The following is a 23,847-nucleotide window of genomic DNA, read 5'->3' as shown; positions in this document are numbered from 1 at the left end:
GGATGCTTTTTCAAATATATCATTTTTTAAATATTAAAAATCGTCGTCATCATCGTCAAAGTTATCAAAGTTGTCAAGGTCATCTAATGGAACATCAAAATCATCTTCATCTTCCTCCTGAGATTTTGCCTTTATAGCTTGAATATCATCATCTTCCATATCGTCGTCTTCATCTACCTGTTTCTGGGTAGTTGGTTTAGTTGGGAGTTTCTTTGGCGCTTTCATAACACAAAAATAAAGATTGGTTTAATAGTTTAAAAATACTAAAAAAACTTTTTTAATAACAATCTGTAAGCGAAGAAATTAAATTATTTTATGCTGTGTTTTCACCAATTGTATTTTCTTCTTTCGTGATATCTTTTAACTGTGGAAGCTGATTTAAATGATTTAAACCAAAATAATCCATAAATAAAGGACTGGTACGATAAAGAATCGGCCGGCCGGGGGTTTCGGCTTTACCTTCAATGCTGATGAGTTCTTTTTCCAACAATCGCTGGACAGAATAATCGGAGTTTACGCCCCTTATTTGCTCAATCTCCAACTTGGTAATCGGCTGTCGGTAGGCGATAATGGCCAGGGTTTCCATAGCAGCCTGACTCAGCTTTTTCTTAGAACGATGCAACTGAAGTTGATTAACCGTTTCGTGGTAATCTTTCTTGGTTAAAAACTGATAACCTTTGTTGAGATTTACCAATTCGATAGCAAAATCATCTTTGCTATATTTCGCTGCGATAAGATCTAAACTTTCAAAAATCTGGCTTTCTACAATTTCCTCTTCAAATACAGCATTTAAAGCAAGTATAATTTCTTCAACACTAATGCTTTGAATAGAAGAAAAAATAAGGGCTTCGATGTGTCTGGTGATATCTTGCTGAGGCATATACAAAAATATAATTTTTGGGCACAAAAAAAGCGGTCTCGCTTTTAAAAAACAAGACCGCTTTTAACACACAAATGAAACCTGAATTAAGATATAGCTTTAGGTTAGGTTATTAAATATCTATATCAATCCTATAAGAACGTCTTTGATAAACACTATCGTTTATTTCTAACACAAGTTTAAGGCTAAACCATGTTCTGCGAAAGTTCTATTTAGTGAGTGGTATTAAAAATTGAGTAAACGGTAATTTATTTATTTTAACGGTACAGAAATTGAAACTGTTGTACCATTTGTAGCATTTTGACTAACCTTTAAATGTATAGGTTTTGCTTCAATCTGGCTTAAAAGATTTAATCGTTCTCTGGTGAGTTGCATTCCTTTACTGATGTGATCTTCCTTTTTATTTTTTAGTGAATTTTCAATGCCAATTCCATCATCTATAATTTCGATGTTCAGGTAATCAGCATCTAATAATTTAATGTTAACCTGAATCAATCCTTGCGTTTCTTTTGGCATAATTCCATGCCAGATGGCATTTTCAACATAAGGCTGGAGAAGCATAGAAGGAATAAAAGTGTCTTCCTGATCAATTTCTTCATCAATTGAAATGGTATATTGAAGTTTATCTCCGAATCTGTTTTTCTCCAGTTTTAAGTAAAGATTCAGGTATTCCAATTCCTCATCCAATGAAATATAACTCTTGGTACATATTTCCAGGTTTTTTCTAATCAAGCGTGCAAAACCTGTTAAAACCTTGTTGGCCGATGCTGTATTTTGCGTATTGATATAATGCTGAATGGAATTCATTACATTGAACACAAAATGTGGGTTCATCATGGCTTGCAAAGCCTGCTGCTCTAACATCAGCACTTTATTTTTTAGGAGCAGTTGAGCTTGTTCTTTATCTTTTTGCTTGCGGGTAATGTAAACGGCCACTTTGTAGAAAATATATGCAACGAGCAAGATCAGGATAGAAAGAAACCACAAACTTTGCCAGAAGTGCTTTTTAATGGTAAACGAAATCATTGCTGATGGTCCCCAGTTTCCATTCTGATTTTTGGCACATACTTCAAAAACATAATCTCCAGATTGAAGTGAAGAAAAATCTAGCCTTCTGGTACGTGTTTCTACCCATGCTGCATTTTCATTTAAGCGATAACGATAAGTAATATCACTCGTTGTAAAATCTACAGCACTAAAAGTAAATAAGATGGTATTGGTGCCTGTTTCAAAAGTGAAATTTCCCTGGTTTACAGGTAAACGCTCGTTATCTTTAACGATGGACGTTACATAAACTTTAGGTAAGTTTTTGGTGATGTTTTTATTGTTATACTTAAATAAGATTAAACCTTTATTGGTTGCGAAATAAGCCGTACTATCATCTATAAACAGGCTGTTAATATCATCACTGAGCAACTCTTTCCCATAATCAAAATTGGCTACGCTTGGTGTTTTAGGATAGTTGGTAATTTTATTTACACCTTTATTGGTGAGCACCCATATTTCATTATTCTTGATAAAAAGTTTAGTGCAAACATTATTGGTTAAGCCATCTTCCTGGGTAATCTGTCTGGTGATTTTATTATCCCGATAAAAAATTAAGCCATATCCATCAGTCGCTAAAATCAGTGTGCCATCAGCCAGTTGTTGAATGTCATTAATGCGTTTGGTTAACAGATTTTCCTTTTCATAATGTTTAATTAGGCGTCCATTAGAAAATTCAGATAAGCCATTGATATTGGAAAACCATAAATTTCCTTTTTTATCATAAAAAACATGATAAGACCTGTCTTTAAAAAAATCTTCCTTTTCCCGGTACTTGAGGGAATTGAATTCAAATTTTTTCATTTTATCTGATAAGAAAACCACACCGGAAGATAAAGCTAATGCTAAATGATTATTATTTCCACTCAAACTAAAGTGTTTAATTACGAACATAGAATTGTTAGCTTCTTTGAGGTAACTTACATTATCTGTGTTTTTATAAATATTTTTAAACACGCCCATGCCATAATCTGAAGCGAAATAAATGGATTCATTTTTAGGATCGTAGGCCAGTTGTTTAATGGTCTTGTATTTTTTAAAGTCATCTAAACCCACTTCAAGGAGCTGGTAATTATGAATATTTAAAATATCAATCACGGCATCATCAGTACCTAACCACAAGCGGTTTTTTCCATCTTTAGTAATGCTTTTGATTACATTGCTGCTCAATCCTGATTCTGCATCAATAATAGAAAGCCTGTTATTGATGTTTGGCAGCATGTAGATTCCGGTACTGGTGGCAAACCACATATTCTGGTTGCTATCTTTCATTACCTGGTTTACCGAAATATCTTGAAGATACTGAACTGTTTTTCCACTTTTATTTAATGCAAAGGTGCCATTTGCATTGGCCAACCAAACTTCTTTTAGTGTTTGATCGTAATAAAAATAGCCCGACATATTCTTGATTAAATTTTGCGGGATAGGGATGAGGTCATTTATTTTTCCTGATTTATATTCTTTCAGCCCTTTTTGATCCAGGTAAAGGAGTGACTGATTGGGCAGGCTGGTTGCTGTCATATAAGAAATGGGGCGCACAGCAGATTTAACTATTGAAAACGTTTTGCCATTAAATTTTTGAACGCTTAAATCGCTATATGCAAAAATGTTTCCTCGCTCATCTTCATGGATAAAGGCATTTATAAACTTATCATCTGGATTTGGAGAAACATATTTTGTGATCGTTTTTCCATCCCAGCAAACAATTAAATTAGAGTTAGTGCCTAGCCAGATTCTACCAGATTTATCAATTAGAAATGAGACAATTACGGTGTTAAAATTTAGTTTTTTGAGTAGCTGATCATTGTCTTTATTGTAAAACTTACCATCTTTTAAATAGCTTAGCTGACCATTTAATGCAAAGAACCATATCCGGCCGCTCTTATCTTCTTTCATTTGAAGAATCTGAGTGTCAGGCAAGCCATCTTCAATGGTAAAATTTTGGAAATTGGTTCCATCGAACCGGCTTAAACCATTATCGGTCGCAATCCAGATAAAGCCTTTTTTATCTTGTAAAATGTAATAACAGTTATTACTGGCCAGGCCATTTTTTGAGGTGTAATGGGGGAGGTAAGTTGTTTGAGAAAATAGATCCTTCGGCAATAAAAAAAGCAAAAAAAGCAGGGCACAGATGAAATGGTAATGATGAAAAATTTGCATTTTCTTGATCATCTGATGTGTTTTTAATATGGTTGAGACGAAATTAATGGTCACTACCTGCTTTGATAAATAGTTTAATTTTCTCAAAAAAATCACTTGCTCTACGTCGTGATATATTGATGCTCTCGCCATTTTTCAAGAAAACCTGTAATCCGTTTTTTGAATTGTATTCTTTTAAGTGGTTGAGGTTAATAATACTGGATTTATGTACACGTACAAACTGATCGGAGGGAAGAAGTTCTTCAAACTCCCTCAATACTTTTGAAACGGTTATTTTATCCTGATCTGCAAAGTGGACAACAGAATAATTGCTATCGGCCTCAATATAAATAATATCATCTACATCTATCATTTTAAAGCCTTGTCCGTAGGGTAGGGTTAACTTTTTTATCTCCGATTTCGTACTCAGGCTTGATGCCAGATTTACCATGCGTTCATCACTTTCATTCTGGTGTTGGTAGCGTTTAAGGTGTTCGGAAACTTTATCTACGGCAGTTTTTAATTCATCTATATCAATTGGCTTTAGAAGATAATCTAACGCATTTGCTTTAATCGCCTTAAGGGCATACTGATCATATGCGGTAGTAAAGATAACTGCAGCATGATGTTTTTGCGCATCAGGAATAAGTTCGAAACCATTACTGCCGGGCATGGCGATATCCAAAAAAATTAAATTGATGGGATGATGGGCTAAAATTTCCTTTGCCTCGGTTACAGATTTTGCAATACCAATGATTTCTACCAGTGGGCAATTCTGCTGCAGAAGGAAAAATAACGACGAACGTGCAAACTCTTCATCATCAACAATAATGGCTTTTAGTGTAATCATAGTTATAGGTTGGTGAATGTATTAAAAATCACTTAATAAAAAAAAGTGTAAAAGAAAAAACCAGCCGATTAATTGTCACGTATGTATCATCAAACGAATTCAAAAACCTAAAACATAGATGACTATGAAAAACAATGAACTAGAAACAAAAAGTGAACTTCAAAATGAAAGTTTATTTAAAGGCTCACTAGGCAGAAGATCTTTTCTTCAGTATGCAGGAGCGAGTGCGGCGGGTATTGCGTTAGTAGCAGCAGGTTGTAAAAAAGACCGTGGTGTAGAAAACGTAATGACTGGCGCAACTTTGGATTTTAAAAATGAAATTGGCGTTTTAAATTATGCCTATGCATTAGAACAACTAGAAGCTGCATTTTATGTTAAAGTGGCATCTGCACCACCATCATCATTCACAACCGCTCAAAAAGCTTATTTCCAGGATATTCAATTCCATGAAATTGCACACAGAGAGTTTTTTAAAAATGTATTAAGTACAGCAGCAATTGGAAGCCTTGAAGTAGATTTCTCATCAATTGATTTTACAAGTGCAAGCGGTGTTTTAGGTGCAGCCATGGCATTTGAAGATTTAGGTGTAGCCGCATACAATGGCGCGGGTGTACGTATTACAACAGATGCTTACCTGGTAGCGGCAGGTAAAATCGTTTCTGTAGAAGCGCGTCATGCAGCTTATATCAGAGACATAATTTCTAACGGAAATTTTGCAAACTTAACTGAACTTACTGCACTAGGTGCTGACGTTGCCGGCGGATTAGATGCTTCTTTAACACCAGATAAAGTGTTAGCTGCAAATGCTGCAGGTAAATATATCAAAACCAAAATTAACGTAATTAACCTTTAATCTTTAAAACTCAGCAATCATGAATATCTTAAATATATTAGACCAAATTGAAAAAGTGGATGGAGAGATCTATGAAAGATTAAGTCCGCGACGCAGTGCAATGAAAGATTTTTTCAACGTTGGAAAGAAAATTTCTATGGCTGCCTTACCATTAGCTATGGGCTCATTGTTTCAAAAAGCTTATGGTCAAACCAATCCATCTTCAGTTACCGATGTATTAAATTTTGCTTTAGCATTAGAATACCTTGAATATAACTATTACAACAATGCTTTAACGCTTGCCAATTCTACATACATCCCTGATGGACCAGCAAGACAAGCCATTACTACTATTCGTAACCACGAACGTGCACACGTTGATTTGTTAAAAGGTGCTTTAAATATTTCTGGTGCAGATGGATATGTTTTCGCCGATTTCGACTTTACAGCAGGTGGTGGCTTTGCTGATGTTAATACTAACTATCAAACATTTTTAAAAGTAGCATTGGCTTTCGAAGATACAGGCGTTAGGGCTTATAAAGGCCAGGCACCAATTTTAAAAGGTATGCCAGTATTAACCACTGCTTTACGGATTCACTCTGTAGAAGCACGCCACGCAGCACATATTCGCCAAATGGTTGCTGCAAACGTAACAGGTGCATCTGGCTTAAAACCTTGGATTGCTTATACCGCAAACGGTAATGATACCGGTGTTGCAGCAGTAGATGCAGTTTACGCAGGAGAACAAAATACCACTCAGGCTGGCGTTCAAATTACCGGTATTAATGGTACTGCGGTAACGCAATCTCACGCAGCAGAATGTTTTGATGAGTTCTTAACAGGTTCTGATGTGAAGAAAATAGCGAACTTATTTATCAGAACTGGTAAAAAATTAGCATAATAAAAGCATTTACATTATTAATTAGGTAATGTTTAGGTTGAGGTAGGGAAGCAGAACTTAGTTTTGTTTCCCTTTTTTTTTAACAGGATTTTTGGGATTTGCAGGATTAGCAAGATGAAGTGCTCATTACAGGATGACTAAATGCTAAAAGGGTGGCGGTGTTTTAAAAGTTTAGCAGATCATGCAAATTTTGCTTAAGCAACATAAGGTTTGCAGTAAGCAACATAAGGTTTGCAGTAGGCAACATAAGGTTTGCAGTAAGCAACATAAGGTTTGCAGTAAGCAACATAAGGTTTGCAGTAGGCAACATAAGCTTTGCAGTAAGCAACATAAGCTTCGCAGTAGGCAACATAAGGTTTGCAGTAGGTTATCTATGCCTGGAGCCAAAGAATGTTTTACCTTATCTTTAAACCTGAGCGTTCGATTAAAGTGTGCCTTAAAATGCTATTTGAACGTTTTATCTTTTTTTTAACCACCCTAACCTTTGGGCAGCCTCCGATGCATCGGAGAGAATTACGATCGCCATTCTCCTCTTTCAGAGAGGTGGTCGCAGACCGGGGTGTTAGAATCAATTCATAATTATTAAATTCAGACTTATAGTATGATTGTTCACGAGATAGCTGCGTAGGTAATCTTAATGGGCATGAAATAAAAACAGCAACCGATTTTTTTCTGTTGCTGTTTTTATATTGTTGGTGGGATAGGGATGATTGTTTTCATGGATTACATTTTTATATTTCTAAAAGATATGCCAGAAATTTGCTTGTATTGTGGTGTAGTAGTGCCAAAAATAGATTTAGAATAGTTTTTTGCATCTACCGCAAGGGCAACCATGCCATGATCTGGGTGGTATAATATTTTATCGCGATTGAGGCGGGCGTTGTTTAACTCTGCATTTTTAAAAATTACATCTCGGTTTTTAAGTAACAAATCGTTTTGTAGTGCCACAAGTGTTTCAAACTTTAATTCTGTTTCGTTTGGTGCATATTGCGGAATGGTTTTAAGTAACTGAACTTGCTTATCGAGGCTATCTAACTTGCTATCGAAACTTTGTTGAGACGCAGAAATTTGATTTACAGGTGTACCACTTGCGGCTAATTGTTGTTTTTGCTCTTCTGTTAATATTGCTGTTGCTCGCCTGCCTTGTAGTTTACGGTGGTTGGTGGCCGCATTATCTATAATTGAAGCAGTGAGGTTACTTGCTTTTAATGCGTTAAAAATCTTTGTACTTAACTTGCTTAATGGTTCGAAAGCTTCTGCTCGTGCAGCTATAGCGCTGCTACTTGTGGCTATTAGTTCGTTTACTTGTTTGGTAATAAACCTGGCAGATTCTGCTTTCTGGTTTAAACTTGATAGATTAATTTTGGTGTTACTTGGGTTGTAAACTGCACCATAACTGGTTAAATAGGTAATCAGGGTTTCAAAGTTGGCCACATTCTTGGCATGGCCGGTTTCATACGTTTTAGACATTGTTTTTTGTTTTAAGAAGTAAATATTTGATTAATTGAAATCAAGATAGGGATTTAGGTTTACAACTTATAGGGGTGGATTGTTTTTTTTGAGGAGGGTACGGGAAACCGTACAAAATGATCATAGTGATTGAATAGGTTTGGATAATTAAACTTTAAAAATTAATAATATGGCTAATTACAGATTAAATTTGAACCAACAACCTAATGGAGATTATGAGGTTCACGAAAGTGGATGCACTTATTATCCAACAGTAAATTATAATGATTTAGGTAGTTATAACTCTTGTGGACCAGCAGTTAGTGAAGCAAAGAGAAAATATCCTTCAAAACAAATTAATGGATGTGTGCATTGTTCGAAACCGTGCCACACGAGTTAGGTCGATTGTGTTTTTTTGGAAAAGGTAGTAGCTTAAAAGTTGGTGTTTCTTCGCTAATAATATAGGCAGTTATATACAAACCCAACCCACACCCAAATATAATTCTGTACCATTTTTATACTGTTTTTTAAGTTGTTCATAATCAGTAGTTTCTTATATTGTAAAATTGTTTAACCTTTTAACGTTTAAAAATTATGACTAGAGAACAAGCGGAAATACTGCATGAGTTCTGTAAGCCGATGGTCGGAAGGAATTGGAATGGATATTATATTCATTCTTTGTTCACAACCCCAATTAACGGAGAACACTTTGAAGAAATAAAAGAAAATGTAATTAACGATGTTTCTTCAAATAATTTAAAACTTCTGACCCCATATGATAATTTCGAATTATATGTTCTTCTGTTCCGCTCCGATAGGCAATGGTATCCACAACTCCTTTTCGATATTCTTCAAGATATTCTTTTGGAGCTAAATTAAGATTAACCAATAAAGGCTAATGTAATATGTTGACCCTTTGAGCTATATTTATATAGCCTATCAGGATCAGAGGCTATTGCAGAAATTTTAAGACCCACAGGTAATTTTAGTGAAGTTTCATTTATTAGTTCATCTATCTTTTTAGATAGCAAAATAATTATCTCGATTGTTTCTGATGGAGATAGGCTTTTTTTTGTTGTTGCATTTTTTGTAAAGTTGTAAAGTTTAAATTGTGAATAAATCTGTTGATTAATTGAATTGTTATATTTTTGAAATATTGTTTTACACTTTAAAAAACACCAATATTTTATATTAAAAACACTAAATAAGAGTTTGTACTAAATTTCGGAGTGCTATCCAGAATTACCCCTTTAGCAAGCATGCATCCGAGATATAAGTGCGCAATATGGCGTGGCTGTATCTTTTTGTGTTTATGGCCGTGGTAAGCCTTGGATAGCGAAAGATTTTCAGTCACGCTATTTTTTTATCCAAAAATTACCACAACAATGAAAATAATGTTATTTATGCTTGGGTTAATATTCAGCCTATCATCCTTTGCTCAAAAGCCTTTATCCGTCAAATCACTTGAAGTAGGCATAACAAACAATGAAGCATTGAAAATAGAATTACTAGAAAATGGATTTTCTTATAATTCTAAGGATTATAAGAAGCATTGGGAAATTTTAATGTCAGAACCCGACACAACCGATTATATGTACAAGAAATATAATATTGTATCTGAAAATTTAGAACCTAAAGTTATTTTATCAACTTTTGAAATGCTTAATATCAATGTTAAGGGTATAAAATATCAAATAAGGAGGCACTATGCTGAGGATTATTTGAATGAACTTTTAAAAAACATAAGGAAAGCATATCCCTTAAAAGAAACTTTTGAAGTTGAAATATCAAGATCTATTGGAAATAAAATAGACAAAAAAAAGCAATATGGGATCAAATATTCAAGATTAGGTACTAAAATAAATTTTAGTGTTTTAGATGATCCAGAGGATGCATGGGTACAAATTGATATAATGTCTAGATAAGCTTTATCTATTAATATAAAAAAGGCTTTGAGGATAGCTTTCTAGATATCTATTTTTCTATTTATTCTTCAATATTTCAACTTTCTCTTTTTCACTTGCTAACAACCTTTCATACAATTCCTTATTAGCATTTAGTGCTTTTATTAATTCATCCAGAGGATTGAATGTGCAGTTGTAATTGTTCAATGGGCCATGATTGATACTGCTATCATTAAAGTTATTGATATAGTTGATAACCATATCATCAGTATAACTTTTAATTGCTTCTGCACTTACTCCCAAAACCTTCGCCACTTTCTCTAAAGTAGAATCTTCAATTTCGGCACTTTGTTCTAATTTGCTAATGGCCTGCTGGCTAATGCCCAGTTCAATGGCGAGTGCTTCTTGTTTCATGCCACGTAATTCGCGGATGCGACTAATTTTTCTACCTAAATGAGTACGGTTGGTTTTTTCAGCAGTTTCCATAGCCAAATATATTTAATTTTTTGAATTGTAAGGGTATTAAGGTTAGTTGTAAAAAACATACGGTTTGGTATTTGGCAGTTGGTACGTTTTCTAAACCTATAAGGTCTTGAAGACCTTATAGGTTTTTATGTAATTGTTAGGCAGAATGTTAAACTTCCTATAAAAACTGACGAAGTTCTGCTACCTGAAATGGCCCTTGAAACTTCGTAAGTTAATGTTTGATTTTACATATGAGTTTCGAGAAATGTTATTTTCATCGCCCTTTCCCTTTCAGGGGAAAGGTGCCGCCAGGCGGATAGGGGTTAAGTGAGAAACAAAGACATAGGTTGTTTTTAACAACGGCCTATGGTTTTATACTTTAACTGTTGAGGGTAATTTTAGGTTCTTACTAACCAACTAAAGTTATGAATGTAAAAACGCATACCCCTGAGGTGAAAACAAATACCATTTTAACTCATGCTATTCATTTGCTGGTGCAGCAATTTGCCCCTTTGCAAATTTTTTGCTTCGCTACGTTAACACAGCAGGAAGAAGTTAAAAGTGTATTTAGCCCTAGCTTGTTGCAAACGCAGCGTACTTACTATCTTTTAATGATTACTGAATGTGCGGTAGTTAAAGAAAAAAGCGTGCAAAATTTTATTGATAAGGCTTGCACCAATTGCAAGGTAATTATACTGGTACAGGAGCAGGATATGCTACTTAAGAAACATCACCATGCTAATGATTTTTTTACAGCAGTAATAAAATGTGCTGAATTATGCTACAGCAGGCCAGATTTTAAACCTGTTTTTTTACCCACCGTTTTAAACCGTAAAAAGCAATTGGGCAGGGTCATTTTACATTGGCGGAAACGTTTGGAAGTGGCTAATGGTTTTTGGGCAGCTGCTGAGCAGGCTATGGGTAGCGGTAAGGAAGAAATTTCTATCTTTTTATTGCATCACGCTATTGAGCAAGGGTGTATGGGGCTTATTTACGTATTTATGCATTATCGGCCTGATGGCTATAATTTAAAGCAATTGCTCTATTTATGTGCTTGTTTTTCTAAAAGTACGCTGCAACACTTTTTAGGTATCCCTGAAAATGAAAGGCTACTGGAAATTATAATGGAAAGTTTTCATCGAATTAATTTTGAAATTAATCCTGATTTGGAAATTAAGTCTTTCTTTAAGTTTTTAGATCTTACCGAAGGTTTCCTGGATTTGGCTAAAAGCATTTGTGAAGCGCAATTTAAGGTACTACAATTGGCTGTGGATGAGTAAAAATTGTAGTAACCGTTATAATAAACCTATAAGGTTTTAAAAATCTTATAGGTTTTTATGTAATAGCAGTACTTCATGCACAAGGTGGTTGTTGTTTACGATAGCGATTAAATTGCTATTGTCATTCATCCTCGTTAGAAAAAAGGACGATTAATGGGATAGCAACCTCTTTATATCATTGTCTTAATTCTTTTGAATCAGGACAATTTTTTATTGGTACGAATAATATTTGATCCAGCTGTAAAGATTTTTTATTAATTCATTTACAAATGTAACTGGATTTCGCTCCAAAAGGTGTTTAGCGCCATGATGGTTAATAAGCATTTCTGCTCGTTCGATTGCATCAACTTCGCTTCCCAAAAGTGCAATTTTTTCTAATATTTCTACATCACCATGATTGTAAATAAAGGTCTCATGTCCTGGTTCTGCTGTAATTAGATTTTGCAGTTTTTCATAAATTTGTGCTCTTGGAAGAGGTATGGTTGGATCTAAATTTGTTAAGTGAAGCAAGAGCCAAAGTTCGAAAACTTCATTGCTATAAGCTAATTGAAACTTTTCAGCTTCTGCCAATGCTATCGCGCTGTTGAAACGATCAGTTTTTCCTGGGTAAATGTCTGCGTCATCTTTATCGAAAACCAGCCATACCTCATCAACATCTTTCCCTCCGCATTCAGCTTTTAGTTTTTTCTTTTCTTCAATTGCTTTTTTGACAACACCTAACGGGTCAAAGCCAGTTCCAATTGGTCTTAAAAAGATGGTTTCTTTTGGTATGTGAGATTTGAATTTCTCGAAGTAAACTCTTTCGGTATTTTCATCTTCACAAATAATTAAAATTAAATAAAGATATTTTTTCATTCTTTCTGGACGTGCGACTTCATCTACTGATTCAAAATCAACAATTTTTCCTCTTTTAGCCATTGTGTTCCACCTCCTGAGCATCTAGTCTTCCAAAAACTGGAATTGCACCATATCGGCCTTCAATATATCTTTTTTCTTTGTCTGAGTCTGGGCGTTCTTTGCCGATTTTATCTCCGTTTGCTTCCATGTAAACAAAATCTGATAGGGAATATAACTCTGTCGATTCCCAATTATTCTTTTCGGCAAAATAGATCTGATCTCTTCTAAGTTTGGAATAGCTCAGAAGGTTAGTGTCGTGGGTAGTAAAGATGAGCTGTGCATTACGGGGATTTGTTTCTTTATTTAGAAATAGATTGATAGTATCTAGAGTGAGTAAGGGGTGCATATTGGCTTCAATTTCATCAATAGATAGAACCCCTCCTGTCTGTAAAATGGCGAGTATTGGGGCGGACAATTCTAGCACCTTTTTAGAACCGCTTGATTCACGTTTGTAGAAGTCCCAGCTCATTCTTCTTTTGGTCGGTTCGCCCGTTGGGTCGTAATAACGATGTTTGGCCATAATTTTGAAATTCGGCACTGCTTCGGAATTCTCTTCGTCAAATTCTTCACGGGCTTCAATATCTACAATGCCTAGATTTAAGCGTTTAATTTGAGAAGTCACCAAGCTCTTAATTTTTTCATTTTCCCATCTTGCCTTATCGTCACGTAAAGGTGTAGTATTTGTTCCGTCAAGTGAAAGGAATTTTTGGAAAAATTCGAAAATTTCAGTTGCTTCTTCTATGTTAAGCGCGTCTAAAGAGGATAAAAATAGGGCGTTATCTTTTGTCCCTTCTACAGCGGCATCTATTAATTTGGCGTTACCCTTTAACGAAGAACTAGGGTCGATGATCTCACCCTCTCTTTGAAATACATTTACCTCACGACCTATCTTTTTTCTAAATAGCCACTCTTTTAATATAGTTGTTTTATTATAAGTGAAGCCATAACGATATCTTGAATCATTTAATATAAAAGTGATCTCGAAGGTAGTCGGTTTTAATTTCCACCCTTCTCTTAATATAAATGGATCAAAAATTAAAGATTGGGTTGATGAAAACTTAGAGGAAGATTTTATCTTATATAAGAAAACACTTATTGCTTTCAATACATTACTCTTTCCACTTCCATTAGCGCCATAAATAGAAATTAGATTCAACGCCGAATAGTTGCCCTCAGTTAATATATTTTGAAAATATTCCTTTTGATTTTCGGATGGGACAAGGCTTAGTACTTGTTCTTCACCAATGGATCTGAAATTGGCAACCTTAAATTCTAACAACATATTGTTTTTTTACTTGTTTTCGTAAAAATACAATAGTTGATTGATAAAACAAAAAATGAATTGTATAAAGATATATTGGTTTTTAATATTGATTGACGGATTTACAACATTAATAATTCAAACTTCGTGCAGCGGGTGATGTAGCGAAAGAGTTTTTCAAAGCCAACATATCCAATACAATTATAACAACAGAGGCCACTTACGTGATTACGGTTAAAAACTGGACTGCCCTCGAATCGGTTTATAGGAAATTTAATAAAGATGCTTTTAATAATAGATATATAGATTCAGCTAGAAGCAATGGTAACTCTACAGAATATGCGTTTCTGGCTTTATTTGCCAATGCGCTCTATTTATATAAAGCACCAGCAGGTTCCGCCGAATTTGAGCCCTTAGAGTTGAAGCTCAATGATACAAGTGACATCATGTCAACATCATACCTATAATATTCTTGTAACTTTAAATCCTAACAGATATGAAAATCAAATTAATTATAATAGCGTCTCTTGTTTAGGTTGGGGTTAAAGGCGCAAGAATTAGTGGCTAGTAATGTGGCTAAATTAGCATGCCTAAAAAAGTTGAAAAATTAAACCAATAAGAGCTACTTGTAAAACTGCAAGGCCTCTTAACCAAAAAAGATGTAACGTATTTACGTAAAAATGCTAATCTGTATGAGAAAGATGGGGTTTTGGGATATAAAGGAAGGGTATACAAAGGGAATACTTGAACAGATGCAAAATGAAATGAAAGAAGTTAAAGTTGATTAAAAGCAACAAGATAGTTAGTTTTGATATTAAAAATTATAAAGGGATAAAGTATTTGATTCAACAGACAGAAGAACAGAGGCAAAATTATTATTGGTTTTCTTCAGAAATACATAAGGAGGCTTATATTGATGGTTTCATAAAATATGAGAAAAAGGATCAGGATAAATCAATAGTTATCCTAACTGAAATATTGAATAATTTCAAATTTAAATAAATAGAACTTCAGTTAATAATTCTCATTCATCCTTTTTGCAAATGAGGGGGTATTAAAGGGTAACCGGATTTATAATAAACCCATAAGGTCTTTAAGACCTTATTAGGTTTATGCAAGTCTTAATAAGTAATTACTTGTTCTTCTAAATGCTCAGGTAGATTACGGTAATTATATTTCTGGCCACGTAGTTGTGGCTCAAAGCCTGCAGCTTTGATAGATTGCTGAATGCCATTTGCTGTAAAACGATGTGGTGCACCTGCAGCAGAAACCACATTTTCTTCAATCATAATTGAACCAAAATCATTTGCTCCTGCATGTAGACATAGCTGTGCGGTAGTTTTTCCAACCGTTAACCAACTCGCCTGAATGTTTTTAATATTTGGCAGCATGATTCTGCTTAACGCTATCATTCTAATATATTCATCAGCAGTTACGTTATTGCTAATGCCGCGTAATCTTTTTAGTAAAGTTCCATCATCCTGAAAAGGCCATGGAATAAAGGCCAGAAAACCATTTGCATCGGCTGGTTTTTCACTCTGAACCTGGCGAATCCAAACCAGGTGTTCAAAACGTTCCTCTATGGTTTCCACATGGCCAAACATCATGGTTGCTGATGTGGTAATGTCTAACTGGTGACAAGCACGCATCACATCAAGCCATTCTTGTCCACCACATTTACCCTTAGAAATTAATCGTCTAACACGATCGTTCAGAATTTCCGCACCTGCACCCGGAAGTGAATCCATTCCTGCATCCTTTAATGCTTTTAAAACTTCGGTATGACTAATGCCTTCCAGTTTTGCAACATGTGCAATTTCTGGTGGACCTAAGGCATGAAGTTTTAAATCAGGATATAATTCTTTGAGTTTTCTAAATAAATCTGCATAAAAATTTAAACCTAAATCTGGGTGATGGCCACCCTGAAGTAATAATTGATCACCTCCTAAACGGAAAGTTTCTTCAATTTTTACTTTATAAGTTTCAATGTCTGTGATGTAACTTTCATCATGACCGGGTCTTCTAAAAAAGTTACAGAATTTACAGTTAGCAATACAAACATTGGTGGTGTTTACATTTCTATCTATCTGCCAGGTTACTTTACCACTCGGTACCTGAATTTTCCTTAATTCATTTGCTACAAACATCAACGATGCAGTATCGGCATGGTGGTATAAGTATACACCTTCTTCTTGTGTTAAAAAATCAAAATGTAGGGCCCGTTGCAGTAAATCGGCTGTATTCATGAAGCAAAAATACTCGAAATAAGTATCAGTATAATCACAGTTTTATAAAAAAACAATGCAGCTCTAATTATTTTTAGTGGTATCTGCTTTACGTTTAAATAGGTTTCGCAAATCGTTTCCTTGTTTTTTTAATTCTTCTAAACGCTTTTTTGTGCTGTCGCTAACTTTTGTTAAACTTTCATTGGCCTTAATTACATTGTTTTTAACCGTATTTTGGCCAGTTGAAACCGCATCAGAAACTTGTTTAACCGTATTTTCACCAGTTGTTATAGCGCCTGAAACTTGTTTGATTTTTTTATTGGCATTAAGTTTACTGCTATCTATAAACTTCTTAGCCGCAATAGCCATTGGCGTTTGTTCTAAATTACTCAATGGTTTAGTGGTTTCTGCTGTTGGCTGAGCGGCTATGGTAGTCGTATCATTAACTGGTTTACCTAAAGCCGTATTCGTTTTAGCAAGCAATTGCTCATCTTCTGTTTTTACGATGCCTCCATTTGCGGTATAATAGGTTTTACTTTTTAAATAAGTGGTTTTGGCGGTTTCTAACTGTACTTTCGCGGCTGCTATTCTTGCGGTATCATTACTTGCAACAGCTGCATCATAATTTAACTGGGCATCGGTAAGCGCGAGTGCTGCAGATTCATAAGATTTAGTAAAATCAATTTTTTCTTCGTTCTTTGTAGCTGTATTACATGCTGTTAAGCTGAAGGCTAATAGGCAAATTATAATGATATTTTTCATATTATTTTGAGGTAGTAAATTGGTCAACTATTTTCTTTAAGGAACTGGTTTCTTGTTCTTCTGTTATGTTTCCGCCAAGTCTTTCAATCTCTAAATGATTAATGCTTTTAGCGAATTCTAAATATTTTAAATACCTGTTCAGGATCTCAATTTTTGTTCCATTGTTAGTTTGTTCAGTATTGCCAAGGTTTTTAACAAAGGTTTCCATGTTATCTATACACACAATATAAGCTTGAAAAGCATTTGATGTAAAATAATCATTAACCAAATTATTGGTTTCGAGTTGTGGGTATAACTTCGGCAATGTAACAGGTGTTTTCTTTAGGGTTTCTGTTAAGTTTACTCCAGAATTGGAAGTATTCAAATACATTCCCTTGGTTTTCATCTGGCAATTTTCTATAGCTAAATTGGTTGTGTTTAATAGCTTAATTAAGTTATCCTTTTTGTTGATGTTATCCAGAAAAGTATTTACCGCTAATGCAATAAATAATCCTGTAAAAGTAGAAATGAGCGAAATGATGAAACTGACTGTCTGGTTATTATTTTTACGCCAAGGGCTATCTCTTCTAAAATTGAGTAAAAAAAGACTTATTGCAATTAAAATAAGGGATATTATAACATAAGTAAGCATATTTTTTGCGGTTTAAATTTTTCCAAAAATAAAATAATTAAACGTAATAAAAAAATTACAAACGGTATTTACATCCTTTAACAAATCATAAAAATTAATCATTCATTTACTGTTTAAGTGATTAAACCATTTTGCAATTCAACAATTCATTTATCTTTGTCACTTATGGTAGATTTTAATCGTTTTACACTTGCCAATGGATTAAAGGTTCTGGTTCATGAAGATCCAACCACTCCGATGGCGGTTTTAAATATTTTATATGATGTGGGTGCTCGCGACGAGGATCCTGAAAAAACTGGTTTTGCACACTTATTTGAGCATTTAATGTTCGGCGGATCGGTTAATGTTCCTAATTATGATGAGCCTTTGCAACGGGTTGGCGGTGAAAATAATGCGTTCACCAGTAATGATATCACCAATTATTACATCACACTGCCTGCAGAGAATATCGAAACAGCTTTTTGGTTGGAAAGTGATCGCATGCTAAGCCTTGCATTTTCTGAAAAAAGCCTGGAAACACAAAGAAATGTGGTGAGCGAAGAATTTAAACAACGCTATTTAAATCAACCTTATGGCGATGTTTGGTTAAAGCTGCGTCCTTTAGCTTATAAAAAACACGCTTATCGCTGGGCAACAATAGGAAAAGAACTTTCACACATTGAAAATGCAACGATGGATGATGTGAAAGCTTTTTTTAAGAAACATTATACACCACAGAATGCCATTTTAGTGGTTGGTGGAAATGTAAAAACAGCATATGTTAAAGAAATGGCAGAGAAATGGTTTGAGCCTATTCCGGCAGGAGATAAGTATGTTCGGGATCTGATACAGGAAGATCTTCAAACCGAATCTAGAAATGAGACTGTAAAAGCCAACGTACCTTTAAATGCTATTTATATGGCTTTTAAAATGCCAGGGAGATTAAATTCAGATTATTATGCATTTGATTTGCTTTCAGATATTTTATCACGCGGACAATCTTCACGTTTATACAATAGCCTTTTAAAGGAACAAAAATTATTTAGTGATATCAATGCTTATATTTCAAGTAGTTTGGATGCCGGATTATTTATCATAGAAGGCAAACTGGTAGAAGGCGTAACGATTGAGACTGCCGAAAAAGCCATCTGGGCAGAATTAGACAAGCTTAAAGCTGAAGTAGTTACTGATAACGAATTAACGAAGGTTAAAAATAAGGTAGAATCTGTATTGGTATTTTCTGAAATGAGTTTACTGGATAAGGCGATGAATTTGGCTTATTATGAACTGTTGGGCGATGCGGAATTGTTAAATCAGGAAGCTGTAGAATTTTTAAAAGTAACTGCAGAAGATATTAAAAGAATCTCGAATGAAACTTTTGGGAGAGAAAAATCATCAACCTTATATTATTTAACTGAAAAACATGCTTAACAGACAATTAGCACCTGATTTTAAGCAGGTATCGACGATCAATTTTATCCAGCCTACTCAACAAGCTTTAAATAATAGTATTCCTGTTTACACAATTTACTCTGGTGAGCAAGATTTAGTGCGCATTGAATTCATTTTTAATAATGTGAACTGGAATGTAGAGAAACCTTTACAAGCCATTGCCGTTAGCGCGATGCTGAATAATGGTACCAGTAAGTTATCTGCAAAAGATATTGCTGAACAGATTGATTTTTATGGAGCATTCTTCCAGACAGAGTATGTTCAGGATCATTCCACGGTTACGCTTTATACCTTAAACAAGCACTTGGCATCGGTATTACCGATTGTGAAAAATGTACTTGCTGACAGTCAGTTTCCTCAAGCTGAGATTGATATTTACATTCAAAATCAAAAGCAGAAACTTCAGGTAAATCTTCAAAAAAATGATATTCTTGCCCGGAAGGAATTTGCACACGCGCTATTTGGAGATACTGCTTATGGCGTAGATATTCAGGCCAAACACTATGATGAATTAAAACGTGAAGATTTAATCAGCTATTTTAGATCTGCTTATGCACCTGATAATTGTACAATTGTAGTTTCTGGTAAGTTTGAGGAAGCAAGTTTCCACCTACTGAATGAGCAATTTGGCCGTAATTGGGAATTGGGTAAAGCATTAAAGAATAAGTTTAACTTCAGCCTGGTGCCTCGCACAGCTATTTACAAAGATCGTCCGGATGCTTTGCAATCTGCCATTAGAATAGGAAAACTGGCCGTTAATCGTACTCATGAAGATTTTCCGGGACTTCAGATCTTAAATACCGTTTTGGGTGGATATTTTGGCTCCCGCCTGATGAATAATATTCGTGAAGATAAAGGTTATACCTATGGTATTGGTTCTGGAATATCATCTTTACAAGACGCGGGTTACCTTTTTATCGCGACTGAAGTTGGTGCTGAGGTTTGTTCTGCTGCATTAACTGAAATTTATAAAGAGATTGAATTGCTTAAGAATGAGTTGGTTGGTGAAGAGGAATTAACTTTGGTTAAAAATTATATGCTCGGATCGATGTTGGGTAGTTTAGAAAATGTTTTTTCTCATGCAGATAAATTCAAAAACATTCATTTTTTCGGTTTGGGTTATGATTATTATGAAAACTACATTAAAAAAGTGAAATCAATAACCGCCGAAGAGATTCGTGCATTAGCCATTAAATATTTTAATAAGGAAGATTTTACAGAAGTGGTAGTAGGGAAGAAGTAGTTTTTAGAAAGCGATATAAAACCCAATAAGGTCTTAAAGACCTTATTGGGTTTTTTGTTTTCCGAACTTCAGTTACCGATACTGGCACAGATAAGCTGTTTGTACTTCTGTTTTAACTTTAAATTGGAATTGGCCGATACTTCAAAACTACTTCCAGCTTCAAAATGCTGCCAATCGGTTTGATTGGGAAGTAACGCTGATAGTTTTCCCTCTACAATGTGCATGATTTCTTTATCCGCTGTTCCAAATTCATATTCACCAGGATTTATAATTCCTATAGTAGATTTCCCTTCTGTAGTTTCGTAGCCAAGAGATTTAACGTTTCCGTCAAAGTATGTATTTTCAGTTATCATCATTTGATCTTTTTGTAAAGCTATAAAATTTGGTGTAATGGCAAAAGCCTGTAAAAAGATAAAGCTCCCCATCGCGGGGAGCATCTATCCAACTAACAAAACATATTTTACTTAGAGATTAAATCTCTATCCTTTTTTAACTAATTTATATTCAATTACAGGTTTGCCACGTTCACCACCATCGCTACCAACACCCATGCTCACAAATCTTAATTTGTAAATGTTGCCAGCACTGTCTTTTATTAAATAGAAGTATTTCTTAATGATTCCTGTACCAGTTGTCACTCTCCAGTTGCTCCCGATAACATCTCTGGAGGTTAAAAATGTTAATCCACTTAGATTGGTTTCGGCAAAAGTTGTATACGTTATTGAGGTTGTTTCTTCAAATTGAAGTGTGCTTACGCCACCTAAATTATTTGTAGTGATAAAATCCTGATAAAAATATGGATTGGATTCTGGGTTACTAGCTACAGATCTATAGGTACTGTAACTCCAATGGAAATCCCATTCTGCCTTTTTAGGTTCTGCATTAACTACAACACCATCATTGTTATTTCCTAATGATACAAAGGACAGATTGTATTCTGCATTTTTAGTGATATTTACTGTTTTAAAAGTAGTTTCCTGAACTTTTGCATATTGTAAAGTGTAACCCGTGTTACCATTTCTCAATATCCTCACCTTATAAAGATTCGGTTCTGTATAAGTTCCATTTAAACCTATAATATAAACTTTGTTTTCACTATCAGTTGCAGATACTGTAGCTATTGCAGTGCGATTTAAGTTTCCATCATAACTATCAACTAAACTAACAGCATTTGTTAAAGTTGATGATTGAAAACTGATATTATAAATCATAGCGGCTTTTGCATCATCTAAAGTCACAGCATTAATATCTGTCTTATTGATCACTTGTGCTAAAGCTTGAAATGATTGATTAAGTACCACTTTAAAATCAGAACCACTATAAAATCCTAAAGCCCAACTTTTTCGATTAACCGCCGTTGATTTATCTGTACTTAAATCAGCATATACAACGTTTGCGTAATTAGATTCCGTTGTTTTACCACTTAAAGTTAACGTACTCCCATCCGAGGGCGGCACAACAATTATTGGTTCATCATTATCTTTTTTACAAGCTGTAAAAGTGATCGCCAAAGCGGCGATTGCAATCATGGAGTGAAGTTTGTTCATATTTTCTGTTTATTTATTTGTTCCAGTTAAAAGTTAGTCCGAGTACATAAGAGCGGCCATAGCTGTAGGGCACTGCGCCACCGCCTGTGCTATGGGCCCCGCCTGATGCTGTTGAAGTATTGGTGAGTTGAGTAACATCAAACAGATTTTTTACACCAGCATTAATGGTGAGGTATTTGTAAAAACTTTTATTTAGCATTAAATCAGCTAAACTAAAATCTCCAATTTCGACCAATTTATAATCTGTAGCACTGGCTTCACTGTTTTGGTAGCCAGGCATTTTGCCTGTATATTTATAAAACAAGCTCACATTTCCTTTTATTTTAGGGAAGTTGTAAAGGATGGTTGCCGTAATTTCGGGCGACCACGAAAATTCAGGAATGTTTAAATCGGGCTCATTTTGCAATTGTTCATTATAACGTCCGATATAGGAAGCACCAATAGTTGCATTGATGTTTTGATAATGAATGGTATTTTCTAGCGTAAAGCCTGTAGTTTTATACTTTGCTAAATTAAATAAAGTGGTCATTGATAAATTCTGAGCAGATTGCGCAAAGGTGATCCGGTTTTTAAACAGGTTATAAAAACCAGCGAAAGAGCTACGAAATTGAAAATCATTAATATCTGCACCTGCCCAGGTGATTGAACCATTAAAGCTATTTGATTCTTCTGCCTTTAAGTCTGGGTTGCCGATAATATTATGACTGGCATCTACAAAATCATAATACAATTCCCGTAAGGCCGGAGCCCTAAATCCTCTTGCATATGCTAACCTTAAATCAAATTTTTGACCTAAAGCAAACTTGGTATTTATAGAAGGAATGATTGGTGGTGCATTGTATACAGAGTTTTTGATAACCCTTAAACCCGGCCTGATATTGATGCCATCTGTTGGTTTAATTTCTGAAGATATAAAGAAAGCATAATCATTAATCACGGGTGAACCGCTAATTCTTTGTCCACTGGCTGCATCTCTGTTGTATTCAATACCTGGCTGAAACGAAATCTGATCATTCAGAACATATTGAGCAGTAGCTCTTAATATGGTTGAATTGAATTTTGCTGTATCCTGTTTACCTTGTTCGGTACTTAATATATCTGCCCCGGTGCTAAAATTGTGATTAATGGTACTTGTTAGTCTTTTTAAATCAGAATAGCCTGCAATAGCATTAATATGAAAGGAAGGCGTTACTTTCCATTCAGACTGTAATTGATGGGTATAACGTAAAGTTTTATAAGTTTGCCATTCGGCTATATAATTTAAGGGGTTCATTCCACCGCGACTAATAATTTCTTCTTGTTGGCCGTCTAATCTATACCAGATATTGAAGTTTTCATTGTGATAACCAATTTTTGTATTGGCCAGCCATTGTTCCTTTGGTTTCCAACGGTTTCCGCTTGCTAAATCCTGATCAACAATATCTCTTGAGGTAGTACTCGATTTAATATTCCAGCCACCAAAATCATTGTGTGTAATGCCAGCCAAAGCACTCCAGCCCTTGTTCTGCCAGCTTAAGCCGATGTTTTGAATGTGATTTCCTTTGTCAGTAAATGCACTATATTCTTTCCCAACAGTTTCTTCCTGAACTCTTGCGGTAACATTTAAGTGAGATTTTCCTGCTCCTTTTGTGATGATATTAATTACGCCAGCCAAGGCATCTGATCCATAAACAACGGACATAGGGCCTTCAACAATTTCTATTCGCTCAATGGTATTAATGTCAATTTGATTCAAGCTTTCTCTGGTATCAGACCTGTCAATCATCGGAACACCATCCAATAAGACCTTAACATTTCTACCGCTCATTCCCATAATGGTCACATCGGATGTACCGAGTGTTAAATCATTGCTAAATCTAAAACCCAGTTCGGTGCTTAAAACCTGTTGAATATTTACAGCACCACGCAGTCTGATTTTTTCTGCGCTAATCGTTCTCACCTTGTACACCGAGTTTTTTAACGATTGTGGCGCATATTGACCGGTTACTACAACATCTTTTAAATCATTTGCACCAGTTGTATCTACCTTAACATGTTGTGCTAATGCGATTGATCCACAAAAAACTAAAAGAAGCAATAAATATATTTTCATTTATTTAGACTAAT

The 23,847-nt window shown here is 34.9% G+C and carries 21 protein-coding genes; 7 read left to right on the top strand and 14 right to left on the bottom strand.

The window, feature by feature from the left end:
• Nucleotides 1-33: 33 nt before the first annotated feature.
• The 4 genes from EV200_RS11325 to EV200_RS11310 all read right to left on the bottom strand — a co-directional run bounded on the left by EV200_RS11325 (nucleotide 34) and on the right by EV200_RS11310 (nucleotide 4,913).
• Complete coding sequence (locus EV200_RS11325) at nucleotides 34-225, bottom strand: hypothetical protein (RefSeq protein ID WP_132532655.1); 192 nt, start codon at nucleotides 223-225, stop codon at nucleotides 34-36.
• An 88-nt stretch (nucleotides 226-313) separates the two neighbouring features.
• Entirely contained in the window at nucleotides 314-880 is a 567-nt protein-coding gene (gene scpB / locus EV200_RS11320; protein ID WP_132532653.1) for an SMC-Scp complex subunit ScpB, read from the bottom strand.
• 252 nt (nucleotides 881-1,132) lie between these two features.
• Nucleotides 1,133-4,096, bottom strand: coding sequence for a sensor histidine kinase (locus EV200_RS11315; RefSeq protein ID WP_132532651.1), 2,964 nt, complete (start codon nucleotides 4,094-4,096; stop codon nucleotides 1,133-1,135).
• A 31-nt stretch (nucleotides 4,097-4,127) separates the two neighbouring features.
• On the bottom strand, nucleotides 4,128-4,913 hold the full coding sequence (locus EV200_RS11310; protein WP_132532649.1) for a LytR/AlgR family response regulator transcription factor: 786 nt from the start codon (nucleotides 4,911-4,913) through the stop codon (nucleotides 4,128-4,130).
• Between the two features lie 124 nt (nucleotides 4,914-5,037).
• Here EV200_RS11310 and EV200_RS11305 point away from each other — a divergent pair, with 124 nt between their 5' ends.
• Entirely contained in the window at nucleotides 5,038-5,766 is a 729-nt protein-coding gene (locus tag EV200_RS11305) for a ferritin-like domain-containing protein (RefSeq protein WP_132532647.1), read from the top strand.
• A gap of 19 nt (nucleotides 5,767-5,785) precedes the next feature.
• Complete coding sequence (locus tag EV200_RS11300; RefSeq protein ID WP_132532645.1) at nucleotides 5,786-6,646, top strand: ferritin-like domain-containing protein; 861 nt, start codon at nucleotides 5,786-5,788, stop codon at nucleotides 6,644-6,646.
• 723 nt (nucleotides 6,647-7,369) lie between these two features.
• Here the strand turns inward: EV200_RS11300 and EV200_RS11290 are convergent.
• Complete coding sequence (locus tag EV200_RS11290; RefSeq protein WP_132532643.1) at nucleotides 7,370-8,116, bottom strand: hypothetical protein; 747 nt, start codon at nucleotides 8,114-8,116, stop codon at nucleotides 7,370-7,372.
• A gap of 573 nt (nucleotides 8,117-8,689) precedes the next feature.
• On the opposite strand from EV200_RS11290, the gene EV200_RS11280 reads away from it, so the two are divergent.
• Nucleotides 8,690-8,974 (top strand): hypothetical protein, encoded by a 285-nt coding sequence (locus EV200_RS11280; RefSeq protein WP_132532639.1) that lies wholly within the window; start codon nucleotides 8,690-8,692, stop codon nucleotides 8,972-8,974.
• Between the two features lie 506 nt (nucleotides 8,975-9,480).
• On the top strand, nucleotides 9,481-10,020 hold the full coding sequence (locus EV200_RS11275; RefSeq protein ID WP_132532637.1) for a hypothetical protein: 540 nt from the start codon (nucleotides 9,481-9,483) through the stop codon (nucleotides 10,018-10,020).
• 57 nt (nucleotides 10,021-10,077) lie between these two features.
• Here the strand turns inward: EV200_RS11275 and EV200_RS11270 are convergent, their stop codons facing one another.
• Entirely contained in the window at nucleotides 10,078-10,485 is a 408-nt protein-coding gene (locus tag EV200_RS11270) for a helix-turn-helix domain-containing protein (protein WP_132532635.1), read from the bottom strand.
• 404 nt (nucleotides 10,486-10,889) lie between these two features.
• Here EV200_RS11270 and EV200_RS11265 point away from each other — a divergent pair, with 404 nt between their 5' ends.
• On the top strand, nucleotides 10,890-11,744 hold the full coding sequence (locus tag EV200_RS11265; protein WP_132532633.1) for a HEPN domain-containing protein: 855 nt from the start codon (nucleotides 10,890-10,892) through the stop codon (nucleotides 11,742-11,744).
• A gap of 210 nt (nucleotides 11,745-11,954) precedes the next feature.
• Here EV200_RS11265 and EV200_RS11260 read toward each other — a convergent pair whose 3' ends face one another.
• The 5 genes from EV200_RS11260 to EV200_RS11240 all read right to left on the bottom strand — a co-directional run bounded on the left by EV200_RS11260 (nucleotide 11,955) and on the right by EV200_RS11240 (nucleotide 17,520).
• Nucleotides 11,955-12,662: an RloB family protein gene (locus EV200_RS11260; RefSeq protein WP_165877916.1), complete on the bottom strand. Its 708-nt coding sequence runs from the start codon at nucleotides 12,660-12,662 to the stop codon at nucleotides 11,955-11,957.
• Nucleotides 12,655-13,923, bottom strand: a complete 1,269-nt coding sequence (locus tag EV200_RS11255; protein WP_132532629.1) for an AAA family ATPase — start codon at nucleotides 13,921-13,923, stop codon at nucleotides 12,655-12,657. The genes EV200_RS11260 and EV200_RS11255 overlap by 8 nt, the downstream gene beginning before the upstream one ends.
• Nucleotides 13,924-15,023: 1,100 nt before the next feature.
• Nucleotides 15,024-16,148 (bottom strand): cyclic dehypoxanthinyl futalosine synthase, encoded by a 1,125-nt coding sequence (gene mqnC / locus EV200_RS11250; RefSeq protein WP_132532627.1) that lies wholly within the window; start codon nucleotides 16,146-16,148, stop codon nucleotides 15,024-15,026.
• A gap of 63 nt (nucleotides 16,149-16,211) precedes the next feature.
• Nucleotides 16,212-16,889 (bottom strand): hypothetical protein, encoded by a 678-nt coding sequence (locus tag EV200_RS11245; RefSeq protein ID WP_132532625.1) that lies wholly within the window; start codon nucleotides 16,887-16,889, stop codon nucleotides 16,212-16,214.
• 1 nt (nucleotide 16,890) lies between these two features.
• On the bottom strand, nucleotides 16,891-17,520 hold the full coding sequence (locus tag EV200_RS11240; RefSeq protein WP_132532623.1) for a hypothetical protein: 630 nt from the start codon (nucleotides 17,518-17,520) through the stop codon (nucleotides 16,891-16,893).
• Between the two features lie 165 nt (nucleotides 17,521-17,685).
• On the opposite strand from EV200_RS11240, the gene EV200_RS11235 reads away from it, so the two are divergent.
• Together EV200_RS11235 and EV200_RS11230 are read left to right on the top strand one after the other, a co-directional pair.
• A complete protein-coding gene (locus tag EV200_RS11235) occupies nucleotides 17,686-18,930 on the top strand; it encodes a M16 family metallopeptidase (protein WP_132532621.1) in 1,245 nt (414 codons plus the stop codon).
• Nucleotides 18,923-20,194: a M16 family metallopeptidase gene (locus EV200_RS11230; protein ID WP_132532619.1), complete on the top strand. Its 1,272-nt coding sequence runs from the start codon at nucleotides 18,923-18,925 to the stop codon at nucleotides 20,192-20,194. Before EV200_RS11235 ends, EV200_RS11230 begins: the two co-directional genes overlap by 8 nt.
• A 68-nt stretch (nucleotides 20,195-20,262) precedes the next feature.
• Here the strand turns inward: EV200_RS11230 and ppnP are convergent, their stop codons facing one another.
• From ppnP to EV200_RS11215, 3 genes are all read right to left on the bottom strand, one after another.
• A complete protein-coding gene (ppnP, locus tag EV200_RS11225) occupies nucleotides 20,263-20,550 on the bottom strand; it encodes a pyrimidine/purine nucleoside phosphorylase (protein ID WP_229676738.1) in 288 nt (95 codons plus the stop codon).
• Nucleotides 20,551-20,673: 123 nt separating this feature from the next.
• Entirely contained in the window at nucleotides 20,674-21,741 is a 1,068-nt protein-coding gene (locus tag EV200_RS11220; RefSeq protein ID WP_132532617.1) for an HmuY family protein, read from the bottom strand.
• Between the two features lie 13 nt (nucleotides 21,742-21,754).
• On the bottom strand, nucleotides 21,755-23,833 hold the full coding sequence (locus tag EV200_RS11215) for a TonB-dependent receptor plug domain-containing protein (RefSeq protein WP_132532615.1): 2,079 nt from the start codon (nucleotides 23,831-23,833) through the stop codon (nucleotides 21,755-21,757).
• Between the last annotated feature and the right edge of the window lie 14 nt (nucleotides 23,834-23,847).

It is taken from the genome of Pedobacter psychrotolerans, assembly GCF_004340665.1.
GTDB classification, from domain to species: Bacteria; Bacteroidota; Bacteroidia; order Sphingobacteriales; family Sphingobacteriaceae; genus Pedobacter; species Pedobacter psychrotolerans.
This window is presented reverse-complemented; position numbering and strand designations above follow the sequence as displayed.